21 protein-coding genes are annotated in these 24,946 nt (G+C 61.5%); 12 read left to right on the top strand and 9 right to left on the bottom strand.

All coding sequences use genetic code 11. From position 1 onward, the window contains the following. Positions 1-51: 51 nt before the first annotated feature. Both JCM17207_RS07165 and JCM17207_RS07160 read right to left on the bottom strand, forming a co-directional pair. Positions 52-1,143 (bottom strand): alpha/beta hydrolase, encoded by a 1,092-nt coding sequence (locus tag JCM17207_RS07165; RefSeq protein WP_238316928.1) that lies wholly within the window; start codon positions 1,141-1,143, stop codon positions 52-54. An 18-nt stretch (positions 1,144-1,161) separates the two neighbouring features. Further along, positions 1,162-2,598, bottom strand: coding sequence for a PTS transporter subunit EIIC (locus tag JCM17207_RS07160; RefSeq protein ID WP_238316927.1), 1,437 nt, complete (start codon positions 2,596-2,598; stop codon positions 1,162-1,164). Positions 2,599-2,856: 258 nt separating this feature from the next. Here JCM17207_RS07160 and JCM17207_RS07155 point away from each other — a divergent pair, with 258 nt between their 5' ends. Beyond that, entirely contained in the window at positions 2,857-3,738 is an 882-nt protein-coding gene (locus JCM17207_RS07155; RefSeq protein ID WP_238316926.1) for a MurR/RpiR family transcriptional regulator, read from the top strand. 101 nt (positions 3,739-3,839) lie between these two features. Here JCM17207_RS07155 and JCM17207_RS07150 read toward each other — a convergent pair whose 3' ends face one another. The 3 genes from JCM17207_RS07150 to JCM17207_RS07140 form a co-directional block, all read right to left on the bottom strand. After that, entirely contained in the window at positions 3,840-5,120 is a 1,281-nt protein-coding gene (locus JCM17207_RS07150; protein ID WP_238316925.1) for an HlyC/CorC family transporter, read from the bottom strand. Between the two features lie 182 nt (positions 5,121-5,302). Continuing rightward, the gene (clpB, locus tag JCM17207_RS07145; RefSeq protein ID WP_238316924.1) at positions 5,303-7,915 is read right to left on the bottom strand and encodes an ATP-dependent chaperone ClpB; all 2,613 of its coding nucleotides are present in this window, start codon (positions 7,913-7,915) and stop codon (positions 5,303-5,305) included. Positions 7,916-8,286: 371 nt separating this feature from the next. Beyond that, positions 8,287-9,426 carry an FKBP-type peptidyl-prolyl cis-trans isomerase gene (locus JCM17207_RS07140; RefSeq protein WP_238316923.1) on the bottom strand — a complete coding sequence of 380 codons (1,140 nt, stop codon included), beginning with the start codon at positions 9,424-9,426 and terminating at the stop codon, positions 8,287-8,289. Positions 9,427-9,697: 271 nt separating this feature from the next. On the opposite strand from JCM17207_RS07140, the gene JCM17207_RS07135 reads away from it, so the two are divergent. The 4 genes from JCM17207_RS07135 (at position 9,698) to JCM17207_RS07120 (ending at position 12,815) form a co-directional block, all read left to right on the top strand. Then, on the top strand, positions 9,698-10,870 hold the full coding sequence (locus tag JCM17207_RS07135; RefSeq protein WP_238316922.1) for an NAD(P)-dependent malic enzyme: 1,173 nt from the start codon (positions 9,698-9,700) through the stop codon (positions 10,868-10,870). A gap of 12 nt (positions 10,871-10,882) precedes the next feature. Beyond that, positions 10,883-11,722, top strand: a complete 840-nt coding sequence (locus JCM17207_RS07130) for a fumarate hydratase (RefSeq protein WP_238316921.1) — start codon at positions 10,883-10,885, stop codon at positions 11,720-11,722. Between the two features lie 17 nt (positions 11,723-11,739). Further along, positions 11,740-12,306 (top strand): Fe-S-containing hydro-lyase, encoded by a 567-nt coding sequence (locus JCM17207_RS07125; RefSeq protein WP_238316920.1) that lies wholly within the window; start codon positions 11,740-11,742, stop codon positions 12,304-12,306. Positions 12,307-12,416: 110 nt separating this feature from the next. Then, positions 12,417-12,815: a metal-dependent transcriptional regulator gene (locus JCM17207_RS07120; protein ID WP_238316919.1), complete on the top strand. Its 399-nt coding sequence runs from the start codon at positions 12,417-12,419 to the stop codon at positions 12,813-12,815. A gap of 101 nt (positions 12,816-12,916) precedes the next feature. On the opposite strand, the gene pckA is transcribed toward JCM17207_RS07120, so the two are convergent. From pckA to JCM17207_RS07100, 4 genes are all read right to left on the bottom strand, one after another. Continuing rightward, positions 12,917-14,506: a phosphoenolpyruvate carboxykinase (ATP) gene (gene pckA, locus JCM17207_RS07115; RefSeq protein WP_238316918.1), complete on the bottom strand. Its 1,590-nt coding sequence runs from the start codon at positions 14,504-14,506 to the stop codon at positions 12,917-12,919. A 194-nt stretch (positions 14,507-14,700) separates the two neighbouring features. Further along, positions 14,701-15,591, bottom strand: coding sequence for a YitT family protein (locus tag JCM17207_RS07110; protein WP_238316917.1), 891 nt, complete (start codon positions 15,589-15,591; stop codon positions 14,701-14,703). A 66-nt stretch (positions 15,592-15,657) separates the two neighbouring features. Further along, positions 15,658-16,974 (bottom strand): NAD(P)-dependent oxidoreductase, encoded by a 1,317-nt coding sequence (locus tag JCM17207_RS07105; RefSeq protein WP_238316916.1) that lies wholly within the window; start codon positions 16,972-16,974, stop codon positions 15,658-15,660. Between the two features lie 163 nt (positions 16,975-17,137). Beyond that, complete coding sequence (locus JCM17207_RS07100; RefSeq protein WP_238316915.1) at positions 17,138-18,349, bottom strand: nucleotidyltransferase family protein; 1,212 nt, start codon at positions 18,347-18,349, stop codon at positions 17,138-17,140. A gap of 181 nt (positions 18,350-18,530) precedes the next feature. Here JCM17207_RS07100 and JCM17207_RS07095 point away from each other — a divergent pair, with 181 nt between their 5' ends. The 7 genes from JCM17207_RS07095 (at position 18,531) to rpsJ (ending at position 24,881) form a co-directional block, all read left to right on the top strand. Then, positions 18,531-19,733, top strand: coding sequence for an acetate/propionate family kinase (locus JCM17207_RS07095; protein WP_238316914.1), 1,203 nt, complete (start codon positions 18,531-18,533; stop codon positions 19,731-19,733). A 297-nt stretch (positions 19,734-20,030) separates the two neighbouring features. Next, positions 20,031-20,321 (top strand): zinc-ribbon domain containing protein, encoded by a 291-nt coding sequence (locus JCM17207_RS07090; RefSeq protein WP_238316913.1) that lies wholly within the window; start codon positions 20,031-20,033, stop codon positions 20,319-20,321. A gap of 175 nt (positions 20,322-20,496) precedes the next feature. Further along, on the top strand, positions 20,497-20,751 hold the full coding sequence (locus tag JCM17207_RS07085; RefSeq protein ID WP_238316912.1) for a DUF1858 domain-containing protein: 255 nt from the start codon (positions 20,497-20,499) through the stop codon (positions 20,749-20,751). Between the two features lie 4 nt (positions 20,752-20,755). Next, positions 20,756-21,427 carry a class I SAM-dependent methyltransferase gene (locus JCM17207_RS07080; RefSeq protein WP_238316911.1) on the top strand — a complete coding sequence of 224 codons (672 nt, stop codon included), beginning with the start codon at positions 20,756-20,758 and terminating at the stop codon, positions 21,425-21,427. Continuing rightward, the gene (locus tag JCM17207_RS07075) at positions 21,424-22,203 is read left to right on the top strand and encodes a Nif3-like dinuclear metal center hexameric protein (RefSeq protein ID WP_238316910.1); all 780 of its coding nucleotides are present in this window, start codon (positions 21,424-21,426) and stop codon (positions 22,201-22,203) included. The genes JCM17207_RS07080 and JCM17207_RS07075 overlap by 4 nt, the downstream gene beginning before the upstream one ends. A gap of 27 nt (positions 22,204-22,230) precedes the next feature. Then, the gene (locus JCM17207_RS07070; RefSeq protein WP_238316909.1) at positions 22,231-23,985 is read left to right on the top strand and encodes an Rqc2 family fibronectin-binding protein; all 1,755 of its coding nucleotides are present in this window, start codon (positions 22,231-22,233) and stop codon (positions 23,983-23,985) included. Positions 23,986-24,569: 584 nt separating this feature from the next. Beyond that, positions 24,570-24,881 (top strand): 30S ribosomal protein S10, encoded by a 312-nt coding sequence (gene rpsJ, locus JCM17207_RS07065; protein ID WP_238316908.1) that lies wholly within the window; start codon positions 24,570-24,572, stop codon positions 24,879-24,881. Positions 24,882-24,946 lie beyond the last annotated feature (65 nt).

The raw sequence follows: 24,946 nt of genomic DNA, 5'->3' as shown, positions 1-24,946 counted from the left end.
CATGGGGTCTTGTCCCAAAAGGGAAAATCAAGGGCTGGCGCAAAGCAAAGGTTAAAGGGCGTTGAGTTCGTCGGCGATGGTCAGACAGAGCTCTTCCGATTGAACGATGGTGCCGATCATATCCAGGAAACCATGGTCGGTGCCGCAGTAGCGGATCGAGCGGCAGGGAACGCCCAGCTGGGTCAGGCGCCGGACCGCGTAATCGCTGCCCAATCGCAGGTAGTCGTATTCAGCGGATACGATGACTGTCTCGGGGAACCGGCGAAGCTGTTCGTCACTGGCGAAAATGGCGGAAACCAGCGGATCTTCGGGGGTGGTTTTGCCCTGGAGATAGAGGTTGCCCAGAGAATGGGCCGGATGGTCGATGCTGCCTTTGATCCGGTCGATCCGGCTGTATGCCAGTTCGCGGTCTTCCTCCACCACCTCATAGGCATCATAAGACCAGGTGTAGGCGGTCTGGATACGGTAGTCGCTGCTGTCCCAGGAAGGGTAGATGTCCATGATCTTGCGGATGATCCCGTTCTGGTCCAGCAGAACACAGGCGTTGGTCAGCGAACCGCCGGCGCTGTCACCGGCAACCATCAGCCGGGAGGGATCGGCGCCCAGCTCTGCGGCGTGGGCGTATGCCCATTGGACGGTGCCCCAGGCATCCTCGATCGGCCCGGGAAAGGGACATTCCGGGGCCAGGCGGTATTCGGGAAAGAGAACGACAGCCCCGGACTGCTCGGCAATGTACTTCATCTGGCAGCCAAACAGGTGGATGTCGCCGGCGGTAAAGCCGCCGCCGTGGAGGTAGACCAGAATCGGCCGGCCGGGTTTTGCATTGGGGGTGCGGTAGATATAGAGATCAATCATGTGATCGCCACGGATGGAAATCAGCTGTTCGGTACATTCAACCTCGGTTTCGGTTAAATCATAGGTGACTTTGTCCGGGCGATAGCGCTCGTTGGAGAGCCGCCAGCCGCTTTTGGCACGGCCGGCGAACATGCTCTTCTTTTTTTCGATGATGTTCCGCAGGCGAGGGTCCAAGTGTGCAGGAGGAGCGTCCGGCACCGGTTTAAACAGAATCTCCACCCCATCAATGGTTTTGGTGTATTGTTTTGCCCGGATGGCATCCACCAGGGCTTTGTCGTAAAAACGCATGTCGGGTCCCTTCTTCCATCAGTTCAGCGCGAAGGCCGGGTCTTTTTCTTCGTTGTCAAAGCTGGAGTCGTCAAAGCCGATCAGGTTGACGGTAACAAAGGACATGACGGCCATATAACCCACCAACAGCAGGGCATTGCGGAAGTTGGTGTAATCCAGATCGGGGCCGAGGTAAAGCAGAATGTTGGTCAGCGAATACCCGCCAAAGGCGTAGCACTTCAGGTGAAGCAGGCCGGCCAGAACGGCGGTGGACAGGGCGGTAATCAGGTAGGCATAGTAGGGTTTCACCAGTTTATAGGTGATGCCGTAGGTGGTGGGCTCAGAGATACCGCCCAGCAGAGCCGACAGACAGGCTGCAAAAGCGGTTTGACGGAGGGTGCCTTTCCGGGTGCGCAGGCCGACTGCCAGAGCGATGAAGCCCGGGGTGATGGTGCAGCAGAAGAACCAGATGTTGATCAGGTCGTCATACCCCACCGAGGCCAGGCTGGCGGTGGCAATGGGGATCAGTGCCAGATGGAAGCCGGGGGCCACCAGACCGATGGTGGTGCTCAGCAGGACAATGGCGGGGACGCCGGCCCAGGGTGCCACTTCACGGATGGCGCTGACACCAGCGTAGATATAGTTGGTCAGCAACCCGCCCAGAGGACCCGTGACGGTCAGGGTAACAACCGACATGATGAGCAGCAGCGCAAAAGGTTTGACGAAGTGGCGGGCAGCTTCCGGAATGATTTTTTTGAGCAGTTTGTCGAGCTGGGCCATTACAAAGATGGAGAGAATGATCTGGATCACTGCGCCGTTATAAGTAGTGCGCAGAACGGGCAGACCAAAGTAGCTGGTGTAACCGCCCTCTGCCGCAGCCGAAACCCAATCCGGGTACAGCAGGAAACAGGCCAGAACCATCGCCAGCACCGGCTCGGTGCCGAACTTTTTGGCGGAGGTGTAAGCGACCAGCACAGGAAGGAAGTAAAAGACGGTCTGAGACAGATTGTAGAGGATGGCATAGGTGGGGCTGGTGGCGGCATCTACCTTAAGCACCAGTGTCATGATGGTCAGAACGGTGCTCAGCAGGCCCGAGGCGATCAGCGCAGGGATAACCGGGCTCAGGCACCCCGCCATCAGCAGCAGGAAACTGCTGAACATCTCCTGGGGCTTTTTCTTGTAGAAAGGTACATCGGCTACTTTGCCGCCCCCGTTGCCGGTGATTTTCTCCACGGCAAGGTAGAGATCCTCGATGATGGCGCCGACAATGACCTGAATTTCCCCCGTACTGGCGTCGATGCCGATCACGCCCTTGATCTTTTTCAGGCCGTCTTTGTCCACCTTGCTTGAGTCTACGGGATTAACCCGCAGACGAGTGGCGCAATGGTTGATGCGGGCGATGTTGTCTTTGCCGCCGAGGCACTGGACGATCTGTTCAGCCATCAAAGGCAGTTCCGCTTTTGAAACTTTTGCCATGATACACTTCCTCCTTGTTCTCTTGAATGATAGCGTTGGGACGCTTTGTTTGACCAAATTATAGCATGACGATTTTCTTTTGTAAATAAATAACAAGAAGAAAGTTCCTTTCATAACGACAAAATATCCACAAAATATTTGTTGGTTTTGACATATTTGTGTGTGGTATGCATAATATTTGATTTTTTTTTAGTAACCTGTTAAACTAAGTTATAGAATCTACGGAGCCGAAAATGCCGAATGTAGGGAGGAACTTATATGACAGAGCCGCCCGTCAGCGTGTTGACGCTGCTGTGCTCAGGCATTCATTTTTTCAACGCAGAAAAACGGATTGCAGATTATATTCTGGAAGACCCTAAGCGGGTGGTGGATATGACTTCGGCGGAGCTGGCCCACGCCAGCTCTACCTCTGAGGCGACCGTGACCCGTTTTTGCAAAAAGCTGGGGTTTGAAAATTACCGTATGTTTCAGCTGACGCTGGCACGGGATATTGTGGGGGAGCGCCAGACCGCGGAAATTTCCTATGAGGTGCGGCTGGACAACATTGAACAGTCTTTGCAGAACATTCTTGCCAACAAGATCGGGGAACTGCAGGCCACCATTGGAGCCATTGAGCCGGAAAATTTGAAAAAGGTTCTGGCTGTGCTGCAAAACGCCCAGATCATTCAGATTGCCGCAGTGGGCAATACCATTCCGGTGGCGCTGGATGCGGCGTTCAAGCTCAACCAGCTGGGGCTGCGCTGCGTCACGGGAGAAATCTCGGAGAAAAACGCTGCCTTTGCCCTCACCCTGACCCGGCAGGATGCGCTGCTTCTGATCTCGAACTCGGGCAAGTCCCGGCGGCTGTATCAGATTGCACAGGCGGCTCGGAAAAACTGCGTGCCGATCATCCTGATTACCTGCGATCGCCGGTCGCCTTTGGCCGAGCTGGCGGATTATCTGCTGATTTCCTCCAACCGCGAACAGCTTTTGACAACGGCGGATTTTGCTTTCTCGCGGATCTCGGCTATTGCCATTGTGGAGGTGATCTATCATTTCCTGCTGGTCAGCCTTCTGCCAAAGGCCAAAGATAACATTGCCCGCCATGAGGCAATGATGCGTCACGATAAGTCTATGCCGCCGCCGAGCCAGAGCCTTTGATACATACTGAAAATCCCCCGCCGGGCGTTCCGTTCCGAACGCCCGGCGGGGGATTTATTTGCTGTATAGGTTTTTATGGATGGTTGTGTTACGGGCTGACCTTACCCCCGGGAGGAGTGGTGGCTGGGGGCGGGCTCTGCCGGCACCGGGGTCAGCCGGATCTCGGCTACCCGGCGGCGGGCTGTGCGTGTTACAACGCCCTCGAAACCGTTCAGGGTAAAGTGGTCGCCCACCTTGGGCAGATGGCCGGTCTTTTCCTGGACCAGGCCGTTGACGGTATTGGAGTCGATCTCATCGTCCTCCGGCAGGCCCAGAACCTCGAACAGATCGTCCACGTTGGCCGTGCCCGAGACCAGCCAGCTGCCGTCCGACTGCTGGCGGAAATCTTCGGTGGCTTCGTCGTGTTCGTCCCAGATCTCGCCCACCAGTTCCTCGAGGATGTCCTCCAGGGTGATGATGCCTTCGGTGCCGCCGTATTCGTCCACCACCACCGCCAGGTGATGGTGTTCTTCGCGCAGGGTGCGCATCAGCTCCGAGATCTTGGTGGAGCCGGTGGTGTAGAGGGCGGGGGAGATCATCTCCTCGATGGAGGTGAGCTTTTTCAGCCGCCCGCGGTAGAAGTCCTTCTCATGGACCACGCCGATGATATTGTCGATGGTGTCGTGGTAGACCGGCAGACGGGAGTAACCCGACTCTGCGAAGATCTGGGTCAGCTCCTCCACCGAGATGGTGTCCTCCACAGCCACTACGTCCACGCGGGGGGTGAGGATCTCCTCTACTTCCACGTCGTCGAACTCAATGGCGCTGCGGATCAGGCGGCCCTCCCGGTCGGTCAGTTCGCCGTCGCTCTCGGCCTCGTTGACCATGGTCATCAGCTCACCCTCGGTGATGGTGTCGGCCTCTCCGCCGTGGAAACCCCGGCCCACCAGCTTTTTCCACTGGGCGAACAGCCAGTTCAGGGGGGTCAGCACCGTCATCAGCAGCTGAAGAGCGGGTGCAACCGCCGAGGCCAGCCGCTCGGGCACCTCTTTGGCCAGGCTCTTGGGGGTGATCTCACCGAAGATCAGCACCACCACCGTCATCACAATGGTGGAAAGGGTGGCGCCGTATTCCGGCCCGAAATGGGCGGTAAAGAGCAGGGTGCCCAGAGAGGCGGAGGCGATGTTGACAATGTTGTTGCCAATCAAAATGGTGGAGAGCAGTTTATCGTACTGCTGCGACATTGCCAGCACCCGTTTGGCGGAGGGGTCACCGTCCTCGGCCCGGCTCTTGACCCGGATCTGGTTCAGGGAGGAAAACGCGGTCTCCGAAGCGGAGAAGAAGGCGGACAGCGCCACCAGTACGGCCAGCGCTGCGATCATCGTAATACTGCCATCGTCCATAAGGGAAAATATCAACTCAACTTTCTTTGGTTGGCCTTAAAAAATCAAAAAGAAAGTGCTTTCCATCGCAGGCCTTCAACGATGAAAAGCACTTGACAAAAGATATCATATCATATTTTGGACCCGGACGCAAGCGCGGAGGGCTGCGCCCAGGCCCAAAACAGGCGGGAAACAGTGGTTTTTCAGCGGAGAGTCAGAGCTGTGCCGTCGTAGTCCACCGTCAGGGCCGCACCCTCGGGGTAGTCGCCCCGGATCAGGGCTTTGGCGATCAGGGTCTCGACGTGGCTCTGGATGAACCGCTTGATGGGCCGGGCGCCGTAGACGCTGTCATAGGCGGAATCAATGATATAGTCCTTGGCAGCGTCGGTGATGGCCAGGCTCATATGGCGGCCCTCGTCCATCCGATGGCGCAGGTCGGCCAGCTGCAGATCCACGATCTGGCGGGCTTCTTCCTTGGTCAGGCTCTTGTAGTAGACGATCTCATCCAGCCGGTTGAGGAACTCGGGCCGGAACTTGGAGCGGAGCAGCTGGTCGATGGCGCTGCGGGCCTCGGCGCTCAGCTCGTTGGAGCCGGAGGCGCGGCTGTTCTCCAGGTCGTTCAGGATGATGTCGCTGCCCAGGTTGGAGGTCAGGATGATGATGGTGTTCTTGAAGTCCACCGTCCGGCCCTGGCTGTCGGTGATCCGGCCGTCGTCCAGCACCTGCAAGAGGATGTTGAAGACGTCGGGGTGGGCCTTCTCCACCTCATCGAACAGCACCACGCTGTAAGGTTTGCGGCGGACGGCCTCGGTCAGCTGGCCGCCCTCCTCGTAACCCACGTATCCCGGAGGCGCGCCGATCAGGCGGCTGACGCTGAACTTCTCCATATATTCGGTCATATCGATCCGAACAATGTTCTTCTCGTCATCGAACAGGCTCTGGGCCAGGGCCTTGGCCAGCTCGGTCTTGCCGACGCCGGTGGGGCCCAGGAAGAGGAAGCTGCCGATGGGCCGGTTGGGGTTGGCGATGCCGGCCCGGCTGCGGAGAATGGCCTCGCTCACCTTGGTGACGGCCTCGTCCTGGCCGATCACACGGCGGTGGAGCACCTCGTCCAGATGGAGCAGCTTCTCCCGCTCGCCTTCCACCAGCTTCTCCACCGGGATGCCGGTCCAGCGGGCCACGATCCGGGCGATCTCCTCTTCGGTGACCCGGTCCCGCAGCAGGCTGGACTCCTTCTTCTCGGCGGCCAGCTTCTCCTGTTCGGCCAGCTGCTTCTGCAGCTCGGGCAGGCGGCCGTATTTCAGCTCGGCGGCCTTGTTCAGGTCGTACTCCCGCTGGGCCTTCTCAATGGCGGCATTGGTCTGCTCGATCTGCTCCCGCAGGCTCTGTACCTTGCCGATGGCGTTCTTTTCGTTCTCCCACTGAGCTTTCATGCTGCGGAACTTATCCTGCAATTCGGCCAGCTCTTTCTCCAGCTCGTGGAGGCGGCTCTGGCTGAGAGCGTCGGTCTCCTTTTTCAGGCTGACCTGCTCGATCTGCAGCTGGGTGATCCGGTGGGCCAGGTCGTCCATCTCGCTGGGCATGCTGTCCATCTCGGTCTTGATCATGGCGCAGGCCTCGTCCACCAGGTCGATGGCCTTGTCGGGCAGGAACCGGTCGGTGATATACCGGTTGGAGAGGGTGGCGGCGGCGATCAGGGCGTTGTCGTTGATCTTGACGCCGTGGAACACCTCGTACCGCTCTTTCAGGCCACGCAGGATGGAGATGGTGTCCTCCACAGTGGGCTCATCCACCTGGACCGGCTGGAACCGGCGCTCCAGGGCGGGGTCTTTCTCGATATACTGGCGGTACTCGTCCAGGGTGGTGGCGCCGATGCAGTGCAGCTCACCCCGGGCCAGCATGGGCTTGAGCAGGTTGCCTGCGTCCATGGCGCCGTCGGACTTGCCGGTACCCACGATGGTGTGCAGCTCATCAATGAAGAGGATGATCTGCCCCTCGCTCTTCTTGACTTCGTTCAGGACGCTCTTGAGACGCTCCTCAAACTCGCCCCGATACTTGGCACCGGCCACCAGGGCGCCCATGTCCAGGCTGAACACGGTGCGGTCCTTCAGGTTTTCGGGCACATCGCCCCGGACGATCCGCTGGGCCAGACCCTCGGCGATGGCGGTCTTGCCGACGCCGGGCTCGCCGATCAGGCAGGGGTTGTTCTTGGTTTTACGGGACAGGATGCGGATCACGTTCCGAATCTCCTGATCCCGGCCGATGACGGGGTCCAGTTTCTGCTTCCGGGCCAGATCCACCAGGTTCTGGCCGTATTTCTCCAGGGCGTTGTAGGTGTCCTCGGGGTTGTCGGTGGTGACCCGCTGGTTGCCCCGTACCCCGCTCAGCTCCTTGAGGAATTTATCCTTGGTGATGCCGAAGGCGCGGAACAGCTCGGAGGTATTCTGATTGGTTTCGGCCAGCAGGCCCAGCATCAGGTGTTCTACGCTGATGAAGTCATCCTTCATGGCCTTGGCCTCCCGGGCGGCAGCGGACAGGACTTTGTCGGTGGCCTGGGAGATATAGACTTTGTCGGGGTCACGGCCCGAGCCGGACACCCGGGGCAGGGCGGCCAGCTTTTCGGCCACAGCGGCGGTAAAACTGCCGGGGTCCACGTTCAGTTTCTGGAGCAGCTGGGGGATCAGGCCGTTTTCCTGGGCGGCCAGAGCGTGGAGCAGGTGTTCCGGCTCCAGGGCGTTGTGCTGGTACTCCACCGCCAGCTGCTGGGCGGCTTGGAGCGCTTCCAGGGTTTTCTGGGTATATTGATTGGTATTCATAAAGTTTGCCTCCATTCATACCGTAGATTTTTAATATGGCCCGGTGTGGCGCAACACCGCCGGGCTGGCGGACAGGGGGCGCTGCTGCTAACCGCCCCGCACGCGGAGATGCGAACAGGGGGGATATGTCGGAAAAACAGGTCGTTTCATGGGGATTCGCACCTCCTTGTGCGGGTTGGTCGAGTTTGTTTAGCACTCTAGCTGCTCGACTGCTAAAAATATACCGCAAACCATCGCCCTTGTCAAGAGGGCGGGCCCAAAAACCAAAAAGTTAACAGAAAGTTCGCAGATATGCAAAAACCCGCCCGGGTGCACCCTGCAAGAGGGGCGGCCCGGGCGGGCAGATGGTTTGGATTTAGGGCTTTGGGCGCTTAGACCAGCTGGACCCCGTCCCGCAGAGCAGCGGTCACGTCGTCGATCAGGGCCAGCATCTTGACGTAGTTTTCGCCGTAGCTGGCGTTGTAGTCGGCGTACTTTTCGCAGCTGGCTTCGCTGGGGGTCAGGCCCAGGGACTCGGCCACCGCCTGGTAGACCAGAGCTTCGTCGCAGTAGCTGCGCAGATCCTCGTCGTAGCTGGCCAGCATCTCGTCGGCGGAGCTGAACCCGGCGTAGGTGGTGAGGAACTCGTCCAGGGTGTAGCCGTAGTAGGAGGCCATCTGGTAATAGTAGTTCAGGCAGCTGGTGACCTGGTAGTCGGCGATGACATCGGGGCAGCCGTCAAACTGGGAGGACTCCAGCAGATAGGAGCGGATGGCGTTGTCCAGGTTGTCCTCGTAGATCAGGTCGTAGAAATACTGGTTCAGCTCCTCCACGGTGTGAACGTCATCGCTCTCGCCGAAGTTCTCATCCACCCAGGCGTCGGTGGCCTCGGGCAGGACAGACTCGGACAGACTGTTCAGGGTGACGGCAAAGACCGCCTCCCGGCCGCTCAGGGGCACCGTATTGCCCTCGGCGTCGGTGGAGTCGTTGTACCCCTCGGGGAAGGTGACCACCACGTCGAACTGGTCCCCGGGCATGTGGCCCACGATCTGCTCCTCGAAACCATCGATGAACATCCCGCTGCCCAGGGTCAGGTCGAAGCCGGTGGAAGTGCCGCCGGTAAAGGCCACCCCGTCCACGGTGCCGGCGTAGTCAATGTTGGCCACGTCGCCGTTCTGGGCGGCCCGGTCGGTGACGGGCTGGGTGGTGCTGTACATGCTCAGCAAGTAATCCCACTGGTTGGAGATGGCCTCCTCGGTGGGCTCCACCTCAGCCTTGGGCAGGGAGATGGCCGCGAAATCCTCCGGCAGGGTGACATAGTCCAGAGCCTTGACCCCCTCCCAGTAGCCGTCGGCAGTCAGGCCCTGGCTGAACTGGAAGTTCTCGTAATCGTAGTCGGCGGCGGAGCCGAAGCTGGACACCCCCGCAGCCTGGGAGGACGCATCCCCCTTGAAAAAGCTGCACCCGCCCAGAACGGCGCTCAGCCCCAAGGCTGCGGCCAGGCAGAGCGCGGCAAACGATTTATGATTCAAAAGAATATCCTCCTGTTGTTCGGTTTGTTGTCTGATGGGATGGCAGCCCGAAGGTCTGCCTTTGCCGCTATATTATACCGTTGATCCGACCAAAAAGAAAGCGTTTTAACGAAATTGCCACAAATGCCCCGGCCTGCGGCAGTTGGTTTTGGCTTTGCCGGGGGCCGAAAGGCGCCCGGAGCGGTGGAAATCCCCGGGCGGTTCTGTTACAATAAAGAGGACGAAACCATTCCGGCGCATCCAGCGCGAAAGAGCAGGAGGATACAATACCATGGATTATAATAAAGCAGCTCTTGCCATGCACGAGGCCCACAAGGGCAAGGTGGGCATTGTCAGCAAGGTGGAGGTGACCAACCGGGACGAGCTGGCCACCGCCTACACCCCCGGCGTGGCCGAGCCTTGCCGCAAGATTGCGGCCAACCCCGAGGACGTCTATAAATATACCTTTAAAGGGAACATGGTGGCGGTGGTCTCCAACGGCACCGCAGTTCTGGGCCTGGGGGACATCGGCCCGGCGGCCGGCCTGCCGGTGATGGAGGGCAAAGCCGTCCTCTTCAAGGAGTTCGGCGGGGTGGACGCCTTCCCCATCTGCATCGACGCCCACGACGCCGCCAGCGTCATTGCTGCCTGCAAGGCCATCGCCCCCACCTTCGGCGGCATCAACCTGGAGGACATCAAGAGCCCCGAGTGCTTTGAGATCGAAGAAACCCTGGAGCGGGAGCTGGATATCCCGGTCTTCCACGACGACCAGCACGGCACCGCCATCGTGGTGACGGCGGCCCTCATCAACGCCCTGCGGGTGGTGGGCAAGAAGATGGAGGATGTTCACATCGTCCTGAACGGCCCCGGCGCTGCGGGCACCGCCATCATCAAGATGCTGATGACCGCCGGTGCAAAAGACATCATCGCGGTGGACCAGTTCGGTACCCTGTATAAGGGCTGCAACAGCGCCGAGGCCCACAAGAACTGGCTGGGCGAGGTGACCAACCCCCGCCAGATCAAGGGCGGCCTGGCCGAGGCCCTGGTTGGGGCGGACGTCTTTATCGGCGTGTCCAAGCCCGGCTGCCTGACCGCTGAGATGTGCAAGACCATGAACAAGGACGCCATCGTCTTTGCCATGGCCAACCCCACCCCCGAAATCATGCCCGACGAGGCCAAGGCGGGCGGCGTGCGGGTCATTGCCACCGGCCGCAGCGACTTCCCCAACCAGGTGAACAACGTCCTCTGCTTCCCTGGCCTGTTCAAGGGCGCTCTGTCCGTCCGGGCCCGGGACATCAACGACCAGATGAAGCTGGCCGCCGCCTACGCCATCGCCGACCTGATCACCGACGAGCAGCGGAGCGACGACTACATCATCCCCGGCCCCTTTGATCCCCGGGTGCCCCAGGCCGTGGCCGATGCCGTGGCCAAGGCTGCCCAGGAGACCGGCGCGGCCCGGCTGTAAGGGGGACTGCCCATGAGAACCATTTCCACACAGGAGATCACCGCCGCGGTGGCCCGGCTCTGCATCGAGGCCAACACCCATCTGCCCGCCGACGTGCAGGCGGCCCTGGATGCGGCCCGGGCCTCGGAGCCCTGGCCCCTGGCCAAAACCACCCTGAATCTGCTCTGGGACAACCTGGGGGCCGCTGAGGCCGCCAACCTGCCCATCTGCCAGGACACCGGCATGGCCTGCGTCTTTGTGGAGCTGGGCACCGATGTCCACATCGAGGGCAGCTTTGAACAGGCCATCCACGAGGGCGTCCGCCAGGGTTACGGCGCGGGTTATCTGCGCAAGAGCATTGTGGCCGACCCCCTCCGCCGGGGCAACACCGGCGACAACACCCCCGCGGCCATCACCGTCCATCTGGTGGATGGGGACGGCTGCAAGATCACCGTGGCCCCCAAGGGCTTCGGCAGCGAGAACATGAGCCGGATTCAGATGCTGAAACCCGCCGACGGCGTTGAGGGCTTCAAGAAGTTTGTTCTGGAGACGGTCAAGCTGGCGGGCTCCAACCCCTGCCCCCCCATTGTGCTGGGCATCGGCGTGGGTGGCAGCTTTGACAAGGTGGCCTACCTGGCCAAGAAAGCCCTGCTCCGCCCCCTGGACGTCCCCAACCCGGACCCCTACTATGCGGCCCTGGAGCGGGAACTGCTGGAGGCCGTCAACGAGATCGGCATTGGGCCGCAAGGGTTCGGCGGCAAGACCACCTGCCTGGGCCTGGCCATTGAGCAGATGCCCACCCATGTGGCGGGCCTGCCCGCCGCCGTCAACGTGTCCTGCCATGTGACCCGCCGGGCCACCGCAGAGCTGTGAGAGGGGAGGCATAACCCATGGAATACAAACTGACAGCCCCCTGCACCGCCGTCGATCTGGCGCCGCTGCGGGCCGGGGATACGGTTCTGCTCTCGGGGGTGATCTACACCGCCCGGGACCAGGCTCATAAACGAATGATCGAGGCCCTGGATGCAGGCCAGGCCCTGCCCTTTGATCTGGAGGGCAGCGCTATTTATTACGTCGGCCCCACTCCCGAGCGCCCGGGCCAGGTGATCGGTTCCGCCGGGCCCACCACCTCGGGCCGGATGGATGCCATGTCCCCCCGGCTCTTGGATCTGGGGAACAAAATCATGATCGGCAAGGGCAAGCGGGATGCCGCCGTCAAAGAGGCCGTGGTCCGCAACGGCGCCGTTTATCTGGCGGCCCTGGGGGGCGCTGGGGCCCTGATGGCCCAGAGCGTCCAGAGCCTGGAAGTCATCGCCTGGCCGGATCTGGGCTGCGAGGCGGTCCGCCGGCTGACGGTGGAAAATATGCCCCTGACGGTGATTCTGGACCCGGTGGGCGGGGACCTGTACGAGTCGGGCCCGGCAGCCTACCGCGCCGCCTGCCCGTCGGGAGAATAAAACCCCCGGAGGCCGCTGGACCGCTTGCGCTGGGCCGCCGGATGTGATACTCTAGGAGAAAACGCCCCGCCGCCCTACGGCCGGGCAGGAAACGGGAGGCCGAACAAACCATGATGATCCATCAATCCGCCGAAGATTATCTGGAAACCATCCTGATGCTGACCGAACGGCTGGGCAAGGTGCGCTCCATCGACGTGGTGCGCGAGCTGGGCTATACCAAAGCCAGCGTCAGCATCGCCATGCGCAAACTGCGGGAGAACGGCTATATCGCCGTGGACGGCGAGGGGAACCTGACCCTGCTGCCCCCGGGCCGGGAGATTGCCGAGCGGATTTACAGCCGCCACCGGCTATTACAGCACTTCTTCATGCAGCTGGGGGTGGACGAAAAGACCGCCGCCGAGGACGCCTGCAAGGCCGAGCATATCCTCAGCGAGCAGACCCTGGAAAAGATCCGCCAGCGGGCGCTGCTCCAGGACGCCGAGAACACCCTCGGCGGCACCGAGGGCTGAGAGCCGCCCTCCTTCTGCAGCCAATAAAACAAAAAACACCCCCGGGAGCCGAAGCTCTCGGGGGTGTTCTGTTTGTCAGTTCAGGTTAACTCTGGGCAAAATTACTTTGCCTTGGGGCCTGCATTGACGATCTCAGCGGCCATGTTGGGGTACTTCTTGGCGAAGTTATCCTCGAACATCTTGGCCAGCTTGTTGGCCTGCTCGTCGTAAGCAGCCTTGTCTTCCCACATGCCGCGGGCATCCAGCTTCTCGTCGGGCACGCCGGGGCAGCTGGTGGGGTAGTCCACGTTGAAGACATCGTGATGCTTGAACTCGATGTTATCGAAGCTGCCGTTCAGAGCGGCGGTGACCATGGCGCGGGTGTAGCTCAGCTTCATCCGCTTTGCGCCGGAGGCTGCGCTGCCGCCGGCCCAGCCGGTGTTCACCAGGTAGACCTTGGTGCCGTACTGATCCAGCTTGTCGCCCAGCATCTTGGCGTAGACCTGGGGATCCATGGGCATGAAGGGCTCGCCGAACAGGGTGGAGAAGGTGGGCTGCGGCTCAGTAACGCCACGCTCGGTGCCGGCCAGCTTGGAGGTGAAGCCGGTGACGAAGTGGTACATAGCAGCTTCCTTGCTCAGGCGGCTGATCGGGGGCAGAACGCCGAAAGCGTCGGCGGTCAGGAAGATGACAACCTTGGGGATGCCGCCCTCGCCGGGGATCTGGGCGTTGGAGATGTAATCGACGGGGTAGCCGACGCGGGTGTTCTCGGTCAGGCTGTCGTCGTCAAAGTTGAACTCGCGGGTCTCGGGGTCCATGACCACGTTCTCCACCAGAGAGCCGAACTTGATGGCGTGGTAGATCTCGGGCTCGTTCTCTTCCTTGAGGTTGATGCACTTGGCGTAGCAGCCGCCCTCAAAGTTGAACACGCCGTCGGGGCTCCAGCCGTGCTCGTCGTCGCCGATCAGCTTGCGGCCGGGGTCAGCGGACAGGGTGGTCTTGCCGGTGCCGGACAGGCCGAAGAAGACAGCGGTCTCGTGGGTGACGGGGTCCATGTTGGCGGAGCAGTGCATGGGCAGGACGTTCTCCTTGGTCATGACGTAGTTCATGGTGGAGAAGACGCTCTTCTTGATCTCGCCGCTGTACTGGCTGCCGCAGATCACGATGGTGTGAGCCTCGTAGTCGATCATGATGGCGGCCTCGCTGTTGACGCCGTCCACCTCGGGATCGCACTTGAAGCCGGGGGCCACCAGCATGGTGTAGTCGGGCTCGCCGTAGTTTGCCAGCTCCTCAGCGGTGGGCCGGATCAGCAGCTGATGGATGAACAGGTTCTGGCTGGCCAGCTCGTTGATGATGCGGAACTTCTTGGTGTACTTGGGGTCTGCGCCTGCGAAACCGTCGAAGATGAAGATCTCGCGGCCCTGCAGGTAAGCGGCGACTTTGCCCTTGATGGCGTCAAACTTCTCGCGGCTGATGGGGCGGTTGACTTTGCCCCAGGCGATGTCGTTGTGGACGCCCTCGCTGTCAACGATGAACTTATCGTTGGGCGAGCGGCCGGTGTACTTGCCGGTGGTGACGACCAGAGCGCCGGTGTTGCTCAGAGAGCCTTCGCCGCGGCGCAGGGCGGCCTCGGTCAGCTGGGCGGGGGTCAGGTTACGGTAAACGGCCTTAGGAGCCAGGATACCGAATTTTTCGATACCATAAGTTTCCATGGGTATTCCCTCCATAAGTCAAAAACTCGCGCAAAAGACCAAATTACCTCATATAGCAGCCTGTGGCTGCTAGTAGGTCACTATAATTATACCATGATTTTACTGTTTCGCAACCCTGGCGGCTCCTTTTTGGGAGGTTCGACAACAAACGGTTGCCTGGAATGCCAAAAAAATATCAATCTGCCTCGGGGCGGTTAATCCTGGTCGTGTTCCTGATTGGTGTAATGCTTGCTCAGCGAGAAGCCCCGTCCGCTGACCTCGCTGACGTGGCCCACAATCACAAAGCTGGCCGGGTCGATGGAGTGGATCAGTTTTTCCAGCCTCGGCAGCTCCCGGTTGGAGACGACGCAGAGCAAAAGCTGGGTGGGCTGGTGCAGATAGCCGCCCTCGCCGTGGAGGATGGTGACGCCCCGGTCGATCTGGGAGAGGATAGCGGCGCGGATCTCGTCGGCCTTGCTGCTGATGATCTTGACCTCGGTGCGGGTGGTGCCCACCATAATCACTTTATCCAGAACGGTGGTGGAAATCAGCACCACCAGAATACCATAGAGGATCTGGTCGGCGGGGGTGGACATGGCCTGCGTCAGCAGGATCAAAAGGTCGAAGAAAAACATACTCACCGACACCGGCAGGCGGCAGAGCTTGTTCAGCACCAGGGGCGGGATATCCATGCCGCCGGTGGAGGCCCCCGCCCGGATCACCATACCCAGAGAGACGCCGATGCCCAGCCCCGCGAAGACGGTGCAGAGCAGCAGGTCGTCGGTCAGAACATAGTCCCCCAACAGCCGCTCCCAAAATTCCAGGGCAACGGGGCTCAGGAAGGTACTGGCCAGGGTGGAGATGGCAAAGGTCCGCCCCAGCACCAGCCAGCCCAGGATCAGCATGCTGACGTTGAAAACCAGCAGTACCCCGGATACTGACAGCCCGAAGGCGCGGTTGACCGCCAGGGCGACACCGGTGGCGCCGCCCATAATCAGCCCGGAGGGCATCACGAACAGTTTCAGGGTTAGAGCGAACAGAATGTTGCCCAGCAGGATGGCCGAGGCAGAAAGCAGAGCCGCTTTGCGGTTGTGGGGTTGGGTCATGGGGTGAACCTCCTTGGCCCGGCTGTCATGCGCCGGGGAATTTTGATGGGCGGACGGGCCGGAGCCTTACCGCTGCTGTTCGGCCAGAGCGTCCGGCCCCAGAGTGTCTTCCACCGGAAGACTGGCGTAGGGGTCGGGAGTGGTGTCGGCGGGCAGGGACTTCATATACTCGTCCATGGCCACCGCCACCTCCTTGGCCATGGCGACGGCCTCCACCACAGTGCGGGCGCCCTTGACCGCGTCGCCGCCGGCGAACACCCCTGGACGGGTGGTACGGCCGTCGGGGCCCACGGTCAAAAGGCCCTTATGGTTGGTGTCGATGCCGGTGGTGGTCTCAATAAGGGCGCTCTCGGAGCCCTGGCTCACCGAGACAATCACGCCGGTGTGGGGGTAGAGCTTTTCGCTGCCCTCCACCTGGACGAAACTGCCGTCCTCGGTTTTGACGGTGTCCCGGCAGACCAGGCCCTCTTCCCGGATCTCCACCGGGGCTTTGCAAAACCGGAAGCCCACTCCCTCGAGCTTTGCGTAGCTGACCTCATAGGCCGAGGCGCTGATGCAGCTCTCATCCCGGCGGGCATAGCAGGTGACGTGCCGGGCTCCGTTCCGGATGGCGGTGCGGGCGCAGTCCATGGCCGAGTTGCCCACGCCGATCACGGCGATGTTGTCCCCCAGGTTGAACCCCTTGGAGTTGGCCAGGTAGTCGATGCCAAAAGCCACGTTCCCCAGGGATTCGCCCTTAATGTGCATGGCGTTGGCCTTCCAGAGGCCCGCGCCGATGAAGACACTCTTGTAGCCGTCCCGGAAGAGGTCGTCAATGGTGAGCGTCCGGCCAATGGCGGTGTTGGGCCGCACCCGGATGCCTTTCAGCTCCAGGTGCCGGTACTGGAAGTCGTCCAGCACGCTGTCGGGCAGCCGGTAGTTGGGGATGCCGTACCGCATCACGCCGCCGATTTTATCCTGGGACTCGAAGATGGTGATGTCGTAACCCCAGCGGGCCAGCAGCACCGCAATGGTCAGACCCGCCGGGCCTGAGCCCACCACAGCGGCCTTCATCCCGTTTTTGGGGGCGGGGCCGGCCACCATCTGGTTGGCGTAGGTGGTGGAGATATAGTCCTCGATGATGGAGAAGTGGACCGGGTCGTGGGAGGGCATCCGGTTGCGGATGCAGTGACCCTCGCACTGTTTCTCGTGGTTGCAGACCAGGCTGCACACGGTGGTCAGGGGGTTGTTCTCAAAGAGCATCCGCCCCGCGGCGTTGAGGTTGCCGGATTTCAGCAGCCGGATCACTTCGGGGATGTTGGTGTGGATGGGGCAGCCCTCCTGGCAGAGGGGCTTTTTGCAGCCGAGGCAGCGGTTGGCCTCGTCCATGACGTGCAGGGCCATAGTTGGGGTTCCTCCTTTGTATAATGATGGGGGATAGAAAGATTTCTGTTGTATCCCAGATTCTCTTTACATGATACCGCGAACGCGGCCGGAAGTGCACTGGCCAAACCGCCGAATTTCGGGCCGGTTTTCTGTATTCTTGGGTAAAAACGCGGCGGTCTGTTCAGAGCAAAAGGGGCGGCTGGGTCCAGGCCAGCCCCATAGGGCCGGGGGCCCGGCGGCAGAGAGCCCCCAGATCGGCGGCGGCAGCCTGGGCCGCGGCCATCTCCCCGCAGGCGGCGTTCACTCGGGCCAGCCGGGCCAGAGAGTGCCCGGCAGGCAGGGCGGCATTTTTCAGAAGGGGGAGAGCCTCCCGCCGCCCGCCCAGCAGATGGAGATAAGGCGGCAGCTCGGGGAAAGCCAGCCACCCCTCCGCCGCCCCGGGGCCGCCGTAGTTCAGGGCGGCATCCGTGCAGAGGCGGCGCATCCGGGCGCGAGGATAACGGACGGTGGTCAGCTGATCCCAGAGCCCTTCCAGGGTGGTGGCGGTGCGGATTGCTTCGGTCAGCCGGTGTTCCAGCCCTTCGGAGAGGCCTCGCACCCCCGAAAAGCCCCCGGGCAGCCCCGCCCGGGCCCGCAGCCGGGAGAGGACCGCCAGGCTTTCGGCCCGGGGGTCGGTGTCCAGCCCCTGAGCATGGGCTTCCCGATAAAGAGCCAGGGCCTCGGCGGGGACATAAGGGGCCAGGGCCTCGGGGCCCTGCCGGGCCCAGAGATTACGGAGAGCGCTGGCGCTGGCGTAGACGGGACCAGGGGTCTCGGCGCCGTGGTCGGCCCCCTGGCGGGGCAGGGGGAGAATCTCCAGCGCTGCCCCCTGTTCCAGGATGGCCTTGCAGTATTCCGCCGCCAGGTTGTTGTTGGGCCGGTCCAGCAGATCGGCCAACCCGGCCCCGGGGCAGAGGGTTTCCACTGCGGCCTGCCGGGCGGCGGCGAAGTTCCGGGCCGGGCCCGCCAGCTGGATTTTGAGGGCAGCCCGGTATTCCTCACTGAGCAGAAGGCGGGCTGCTTCCATCAGAAGGGCAGGGTCGGGGGTTTCGGCCCCGAAAATCAGGGTATCGCACCCGGCGGCGGCCAGCAGCCGCACCCCCGCCCGGGCGAAGGTCTCGGCCCCGGCGCAGGCGAAGGGGGCCGGCAGGGCAAAGACCAAATCCGCCCCAGCTTCCAGCGCCGCCCGCACCCGCACCGGCTCGGGCAAAAGGGGTAGACTGCCCCGCTGGGTCAGCCCGCAGCTGAGGGCCACCGCCACCCGCTGGGCCCCCAGAGCCCGGGCCCGGGCCAGCTGCCAGGCGTGTCCGGCGTGGAAGGGATTGTATTCTGCGATGATTCCAGCAAATTTCATGGGATACTCCTGGACCGGACGGGGAAAATCTTGTACACAAGTTTTGGACTTTCTGCCCGTTTTGGCTTGAAAAGCGTTTTTTTCTATTATATAATAAACTTAGAAGTCTGTAAAATCCACCGTTTGGGCCGGAATCTGTGCCGAATGGGTGGGAAATTTTTGATACAGGAGGATACAGAAGATGAAGGTTCTCGTTATCAACTGCGGTTCCTCGTCCCTCAAATATCAGCTGATTGATATGGACGGCGAGAAGGTGCTCTGCAAGGGCCTGTGCGAGCGCATTGGCATGGAGAGTAGCATGGTCACCCACGAGGCCAACGGCAAGAAGGCCACCACCCCGGCCATTCTGCCCACCCACACCGAGGCTTTTGCCGAGGTCGTCAAGAAGATGACCACCGGCGAGGGCAAGTGCATTGAGGATGTCAAGGAGATCGGCGCCATCGGCCACCGCGTGGTCCACGGCGGCGAGAAGTTCCAGTCCAGCTGCCTGATCACCGACGAGGTGATCCAGACCCTGCGGGAGCTGAGCCCCCTGGCTCCGCTGCACAACCCCGCCGGCATCCTGGGCATCGAGGCAGCCCGCAAGGTCTTTGGCATGGAGGTGCCCCAGGTGGCTGTCTTCGACACCGCTTTCCACAGCACCATGCCCCCCAAGGCTTATATGTACGCCATCCCCTACGAGTACTATGAGAAGTACGGCGTCCGCCGCTACGGCTTCCACGGCACCAGCCACAAGTACGTCAGCTACAAGGCCGCTGAGTACCTGGAGGAGCCCATCACCCGCCTGAAGCTGATCACCTGCCACCTGGGCAACGGCTCTTCCATTGCTGCGGTGGACCAGGGCAAGGTTGTGGATACCTCCATGGGCATGACCCCGCTGGCCGGCCTGATGATGGGCACCCGCTGCGGCGACCTGGACCCCTCTGTGGTCAACTACCTGAAGTACACCCTGAACATCACCGGCCACGAGCTGGATGAGATCCTGAACAAGAAGTCCGGCCTGCTGGGCATCTCCGGCGTCTCCAGCGACAAGCGCGACGTGGAGGCCGCTGCCGAGGCGGGCAACGAGCGCGCCAAGCTGGCTTCCGATATGCTCAACTACCAGATCAAGAAGCTGGTGGGCGGCTATATCGCAGCCATGGGCGGCGTGGACGCCATCGTCTTCACCGGCGGCATCGGCGAGCACGACGCTGTGGCCCGCGCCAAGATCTGCCACCACATGGACTGGCTGGGCATCCGGATCGACACCGAGAAGAACAAGCACATCCAGGGCGATGTCTGCGAGATCACTGCCTGGGGCGCCAAGGTTCGCACCCTGGTCATCGCTACCGACGAGGAGCTGATGATCGCCCGCGACACCAAGGAAGTGCTCGAAAATCTGTAAGTTTTGCCGCGCTGTTTGAGGCGCTGCACCGGGCCGCACACCCCGCCGGGGCGTGCGGCCCTTTTGTATCCAAAGCAAAGTCCGTCTTATCCGGTCGGAATTCCAATTTGCAGGAGATAAAACGGTTTTTCGGTTGACAAATGCTGTAAAGCAGGGTACAATGGATGAGTCCTCAGCCAGAGGATTATTATCATTCAAGCCCCTGGTAAGCTTACGATCAGCGCGATGGTCCCGAAGAACCAAAGGTGTGGTTACAATCCTTCCGTGGGCAAGAACTAAACAAGAGGAGATACTACTATGTTCGAAGACAAGACTTTAGTTTGCAAAGACTGCGGCAAGGAGTTTGTTTGGACTGCTGGCGAGCAGGAGTTCTATGCATCCCGCGGCTTCGAGAACCAGCCCCAGCGCTGCAAGCCCTGCCGTGATGCCCGCAAGAACAACCTGCGCGGCGGCAGCACCGGCACCGAGCGCCAGATGTTCGACGCTGTCTGCGCTTCCTGCGGCAAGGCCTGCAAGGTCCCCTTCCAGCCCCGCGAGGATCGTCCCGTTTACTGCTCTGATTGCTTCGCTCGCATCAAGCAGAACTAAGCGCCAGACCCTGTAACAGACGCACGGCCCTTTCCGCTTTTCGGCGGGAGGGGCCTTTTGTTTTGCCCTGCCTGGGGGCTTGCAAAAGCGGCAGGGTTTGGGGTATATTAGTAGGTACAGGCGGCCGCCGCGCCGCCCCATAACAGATAACCGGAATAAAGAAAGGAAACCGACCATGTTTGATCTTTTTAATATGCTCAAGAAGGATGAGACCAAGCCCGGCGAGTTCAAGGTAACCCGGGAGACCATCATCGGCGACGTGCTGGATATGGACAACACCACTGCCCCCTATTTCATGGAGATCGGGATGCACTGCCTGGGCTGCCCCGCCTCCCGGGGCGAGAGCATCGAGGAGGCCTGCGCGGTCCACGGCGTGAACTGTGACGAGCTGATCGAGAAGCTGAACGCCCACTTCGCGGCGAAGGGCTGAGCCCTTGGCCGGGCTGGATGAGCGGCTGGCTGCCGCCGCCGAACTGGCACGGCCGGGGCTGGCGGTGGCCGACGTGGGCTGTGACCACGGCAAACTGACGGCGGCGCTGGCCATGTCGGGCCGCTACCCCAAGGTGATCGGGTCGGACCTGCGGCCCGGCCCCCTGGCCAAGGCCAGGCAGACCATCCAACAGATGCACTGTCAAGACCGCGTCGAGCTTCGGCTGGGCGACGGTCTTTCTGTGTTGGCCCCGGGGGAGGTGGGCACCATCGTCCTGGCGGGGGTGTCGGCCCGCACCACCTGGGAAATTCTGGAGGCTGCCCCCTGGGTGTTCCAGGTGGGCGGGCCCCGGCTGATCCTGATCCCCGCCACACGCCATGCCGAACTGCGGCGGTGGCTGCTCCAAAAGGGTTTTACCCTGGTCTGTGACCGGCCGGTCCAGGCGGCGGGCCGCTGGTATGCGGTGATGGCTGCCGAGTACACCGGCCAGCCGGTGGAACCCACTCTGGAACAGTGCATTTATGGCCGGACGGCCGAGTGGCCGGACAGCGAGCCCTACCGGGCGCTGGAACGGGGAAAACTGAAAAAATACCGGCTGGGCGTGCCGGAGGGCAGCCCCCTGGCCGCCGAGATCGACGGCCTGCTGGCCCGGGATGAAGGGAGCGATTGCAGATGAGAACCGTATCGGAAATTTATGAGGCCCTGGCCCGGATGGCCCCGCCTGAGCTGGCTGAGAGCTGGGACAATGTGGGCCTTTTGGTGGACTGCGGCGGCTCGGTGGAGCGGGCCCTGGTCTGCCTGGACATCACCCCCGAGGTGGTAGAAGAAGCGGTGGCCCGGCAGTGTGGGCTGATCGTCTCCCATCACCCGGTGATCTTCTCCCCCCTCAAGCGGCTGGGCCTCCAGGATGTACCCCTTCAGCTGATCCGGGCGGGGATCTCCGCCATCTCCATGCACACCAATCTGGATGCGGCAGAAGGGGGCGTCAACGACGTATTGGCCGGCATCTTCGGGATGCGGGACCCGGTTCCCTTTGCCAATGGCTGCGGCCGGGTGGGGGAGATCGACCCCTGCACCGTCCCTCAGCTGGCGGCCCTCTGCCAGGAAAAGCTGGGGCCTTATTGCGTCCCGCCGGTGGGGGATACCCCTGCCGTTCAGGTGAAGTACGCCGACACCGGCCGAGTGGTGAAGCGCCTGGCCGTCATCAGCGGCGGGGGCGGCAGCCTCTTTGAGGAGGCGCTGGCCCAGGGGGCCGACTGCCTGCTGACTGGTGAGGCCAGCCACCACGCCGCCTGCGACGCCAAGCGGCTGGGGCTTTCGCTGGTGGCGGCGGGGCACTACGCCACCGAGTTCCCGGTGGTGGAGGCGGTAGCGGCCCGGCTGCGCCAAGAGCTGCCGGGGCTGGAGGTTCTTCCCAGCCGGGAGAACCGCGACCCCTTTACATATTTATAATAGGTATTATAAGGGAGACAGAAAACTATGGCATTGGATGCTGCGACCCTGGCGCTGGTGACCGCCGAGCTGAACGCCAAGCTCACCGACGCAAAGATCGCAAAAATATTTGAGCCCACCCGGGACGAGCTGGTAATTACCCTCCGCACCCGGACCGAGACCTTCAGTCTTCTGCTGTCGGCCCGCAGCGGCTCGGCCCGGGTCTGTCTGACCCAGGAAAGTTTCGAGAACCCCGAGACCCCGCCCTCCTTCTGCATGCTGATGCGGAAGCACCTCACCGGCGGGCGGCTGCTGGGGGTCCACATGGAGCCGGGGGACCGGATCGTCTACTTTGATTTCCTCTGTACCAACGAGATGGGGGACCTGGTCCAGAACACCCTCTGCGCCGAGCTGATGGGCCGGTATTCCAACCTGGTATTGGTACAGTCTGGCAAGATCATCGACGCGTTGAAACGGGTGGATTTTGAGGACAGCGAGATCCGCCAACTGCTGCCTGGGCTGGCCTACACTGTGCCCCCCAAACCCGCCCGGCCCGACTTTTTGGCGGTGAGCGCGGCTTCCATCGTGTCGCTGGCCTGCCAGCGGGAGCTGCCGGTGGCCGACGCTCTCAACAAGACGGTGGCCGGGGTGGGCCCGGTGGTCTGCCGGGAAGCCGCCTGGCGCGCCTTTGGGGGAGAACACCTGCTGGCCAGTGAGCTGACCCAGGCCCAGCGGGTTCAGCTGATGGAGGCCATCGACGGCCTGAAAGAGGAACACGTCGCCGGGGGCTGCCCCTGCAGCGTCCTGACCCCCGAGGGGAAACCGGTGGAGTTCACCTTCTTCCGGCCCCGGCAGTACGGCGAGAGCTATATTATAAAGGAGTGGCCCTCCTTCGGCGGAATGCTGGAGGGCTACTACGCCGAGAAGGACCGGGTGGAGCGGCTCCGCACCAAGAGCAAGGAGCTCCACAAGGCGGTGCATAATATGTACGAGCGGGCGGTCCGCAAACAGGCTGCCCGGAAGGAAGAGCTGGCCGCCACCGAAAAGAGCGAGACCCTCCGGCTGTACGGCGAACTCCTCTCGGCCAACCTCTACCTGGCTCAAAAGGGGATGAAGAGCATCACCGTCTCCAACTGGTACGACGAGGGCAAGGAGGTCACCATCCCCCTGGACCTGCGGTATTCCCCCAGTCAGAACGCCCAGAACTACTTCAAGAACTACAAGAAGAAGCAGACCGCCGCCCGGATGCTGGCCGAGCTGCTGGAAGAGGGCGAAAAGGAGATCGCCTACCTGGAAACCGTCCTCTATGAGGTGGAGACCGCCTCCGGCGAGGCCGCTCTCAACGAGATCCGGGCCGAGCTCAAGAGCCAGGGCTACCTGAAATACTACAAGCCCCGGGATAAAAAAGCAAAACCCGCCGACTTTTTGCGGTTTACCTCCTCGGACGGCTTTGAGGTTCTGGTGGGCCGGAACAACGCCCAGAACGACCGGCTGACCCTCCACACTGCCCGGGGCAAGGATCTCTGGTTCCATGTCCAGAAAGCCCCCGGCAGCCATGTGGTGGCGATGAGCCGGGGCCAGGAGATTCCCGACTCCACCCGCCAGGAGGCCGCCGAACTGGCGGTGCTCTACTCCAGTGCCTTCAAGGCCGGGGCGGGGGCCAAGGTGGCGGTGGATACCACCGAGGTGAAGAACATCTGGAAAGCCGCCGGCGCAAAGCCGGGCATGGTCCTCTATGAGGTCTACACCACCGTGTATATCACCCCGCGGGAGGAGCTGCCGGAACAGCTCCGGAAAAAATAAAACCGCCTTTTCCCTGCCGGGTGCATAACCCGGCCAAGGGTCGGGCATACTCAGCAGCGGGCAGGCCGTTTTTGGGCCCTGCCCGCTGCCGCTTTTTCCAGCGATTGGACGCTGAATTGTGCATTTTATACAGAAAGTATGGCTTTTGGCGAAAGGGAGAAAAATAAAAGATAAAATTCTGTTTTTTCACTAAAAAGGCTTGCATAATCATCGAAGATGTGATAAAATATCTCTCGGCTGCAAAGGGCTTGTGCGATGATACAAGTCGTGCAGGCCACGATATGCGTTGATGCGGGAGGTTGCCGGCCGGCTATAGCCGAGTCGGGTTTTTCCGCGGAGTATGTCCGATCTAAGAACCGGGCGAAAAAATTACTGACAGCGATGGGATATGTTCCCGCAAGGCAGGCAAGTTACTCCCTGCCCGCGTGAACCAATGTCCGGGTTTGATTTGCTAATAGGTTTTCCGGGAGAACTGCGCGACGGTTCACCGGCTTTTCTAATGCAAAACCGTGAGACACCCGGAACTGTGTAGAGCAATTTATCGGCTCGCCTAGGGCAAAAACATTTTTCAGGAGGCGTAAGCAATGGCAGTCAAAGAGAAAATCAGAATTCGTCTGCAGAGCTATGATGCTCAGCTGATCGATGCCGCAGCAGAGAAGATCGTGGAGACCGCAAAGCGCACCGGCGCCCGCGTGTCCGGCCCCATCCCCCTGCCCACCGATCGCGAGGTGGTCACCATCCTGCGCGCGACCCACAAGTACAAGGACAGCCGCGAGCAGTTTGAGAGCCGCACCCACAAGCGTCTGATCGACATTCTGAAGCCGTCCAACAAGACGGTCGAGGCTCTGATGAGCCTCCAGCTCCCCGCTGGCGTGGACATCGAGATCAAGCTGTAAGGGCTTGGCGAACAATCGATGCCCTCGTTTCCCGAGGGGTCATGTTGGCGGTGACGTGCGCCGCC

It is taken from the genome of Faecalibacterium gallinarum, from assembly GCF_022180365.1.
Lineage (GTDB): Bacteria > Bacillota > Clostridia > Oscillospirales > Ruminococcaceae > Faecalibacterium > Faecalibacterium gallinarum.
This window is presented reverse-complemented; position numbering and strand designations above follow the sequence as displayed.

What these genes read in the sequence shown, in the direction of transcription:
- JCM17207_RS07075 (WP_238316910.1), top strand. Translation starts at nt 21,424, where the DNA reads ATGAGAACCGTATCGGAAATTTATGAGGCCCTGGCCCGGATGGCCCCG.
- JCM17207_RS07100 (WP_238316915.1), bottom strand. Translation starts at nt 18,349, where the DNA reads ATGAAATTTGCTGGAATCATCGCAGAATACAATCCCTTCCACGCCGGA.
- JCM17207_RS07070 (WP_238316909.1), top strand. Translation starts at nt 22,231, where the DNA reads ATGGCATTGGATGCTGCGACCCTGGCGCTGGTGACCGCCGAGCTGAAC.
- JCM17207_RS07120 (WP_238316919.1), top strand. Translation starts at nt 12,417, where the DNA reads ATGATGATCCATCAATCCGCCGAAGATTATCTGGAAACCATCCTGATG.
- JCM17207_RS07130 (WP_238316921.1), top strand. Translation starts at nt 10,883, where the DNA reads ATGAGAACCATTTCCACACAGGAGATCACCGCCGCGGTGGCCCGGCTC.
- JCM17207_RS07135 (WP_238316922.1), top strand. Translation starts at nt 9,698, where the DNA reads ATGGATTATAATAAAGCAGCTCTTGCCATGCACGAGGCCCACAAGGGC.
- JCM17207_RS07150 (WP_238316925.1), bottom strand. Translation starts at nt 5,120, where the DNA reads ATGGACGATGGCAGTATTACGATGATCGCAGCGCTGGCCGTACTGGTG.
- JCM17207_RS07125 (WP_238316920.1), top strand. Translation starts at nt 11,740, where the DNA reads ATGGAATACAAACTGACAGCCCCCTGCACCGCCGTCGATCTGGCGCCG.
- JCM17207_RS07110 (WP_238316917.1), bottom strand. Translation starts at nt 15,591, where the DNA reads ATGACCCAACCCCACAACCGCAAAGCGGCTCTGCTTTCTGCCTCGGCC.
- rpsJ (WP_238316908.1), top strand. Translation starts at nt 24,570, where the DNA reads ATGGCAGTCAAAGAGAAAATCAGAATTCGTCTGCAGAGCTATGATGCT.
- JCM17207_RS07165 (WP_238316928.1), bottom strand. Translation starts at nt 1,143, where the DNA reads ATGCGTTTTTACGACAAAGCCCTGGTGGATGCCATCCGGGCAAAACAA.
- clpB (WP_238316924.1), bottom strand. Translation starts at nt 7,915, where the DNA reads ATGAATACCAATCAATATACCCAGAAAACCCTGGAAGCGCTCCAAGCC.
- JCM17207_RS07105 (WP_238316916.1), bottom strand. Translation starts at nt 16,974, where the DNA reads ATGGCCCTGCACGTCATGGACGAGGCCAACCGCTGCCTCGGCTGCAAA.
- pckA (WP_238316918.1), bottom strand. Translation starts at nt 14,506, where the DNA reads ATGGAAACTTATGGTATCGAAAAATTCGGTATCCTGGCTCCTAAGGCC.
- JCM17207_RS07085 (WP_238316912.1), top strand. Translation starts at nt 20,497, where the DNA reads ATGTTTGATCTTTTTAATATGCTCAAGAAGGATGAGACCAAGCCCGGC.
- JCM17207_RS07090 (WP_238316913.1), top strand. Translation starts at nt 20,031, where the DNA reads ATGTTCGAAGACAAGACTTTAGTTTGCAAAGACTGCGGCAAGGAGTTT.
- JCM17207_RS07160 (WP_238316927.1), bottom strand. Translation starts at nt 2,598, where the DNA reads ATGGCAAAAGTTTCAAAAGCGGAACTGCCTTTGATGGCTGAACAGATC.
- JCM17207_RS07155 (WP_238316926.1), top strand. Translation starts at nt 2,857, where the DNA reads ATGACAGAGCCGCCCGTCAGCGTGTTGACGCTGCTGTGCTCAGGCATT.
- JCM17207_RS07095 (WP_238316914.1), top strand. Translation starts at nt 18,531, where the DNA reads ATGAAGGTTCTCGTTATCAACTGCGGTTCCTCGTCCCTCAAATATCAG.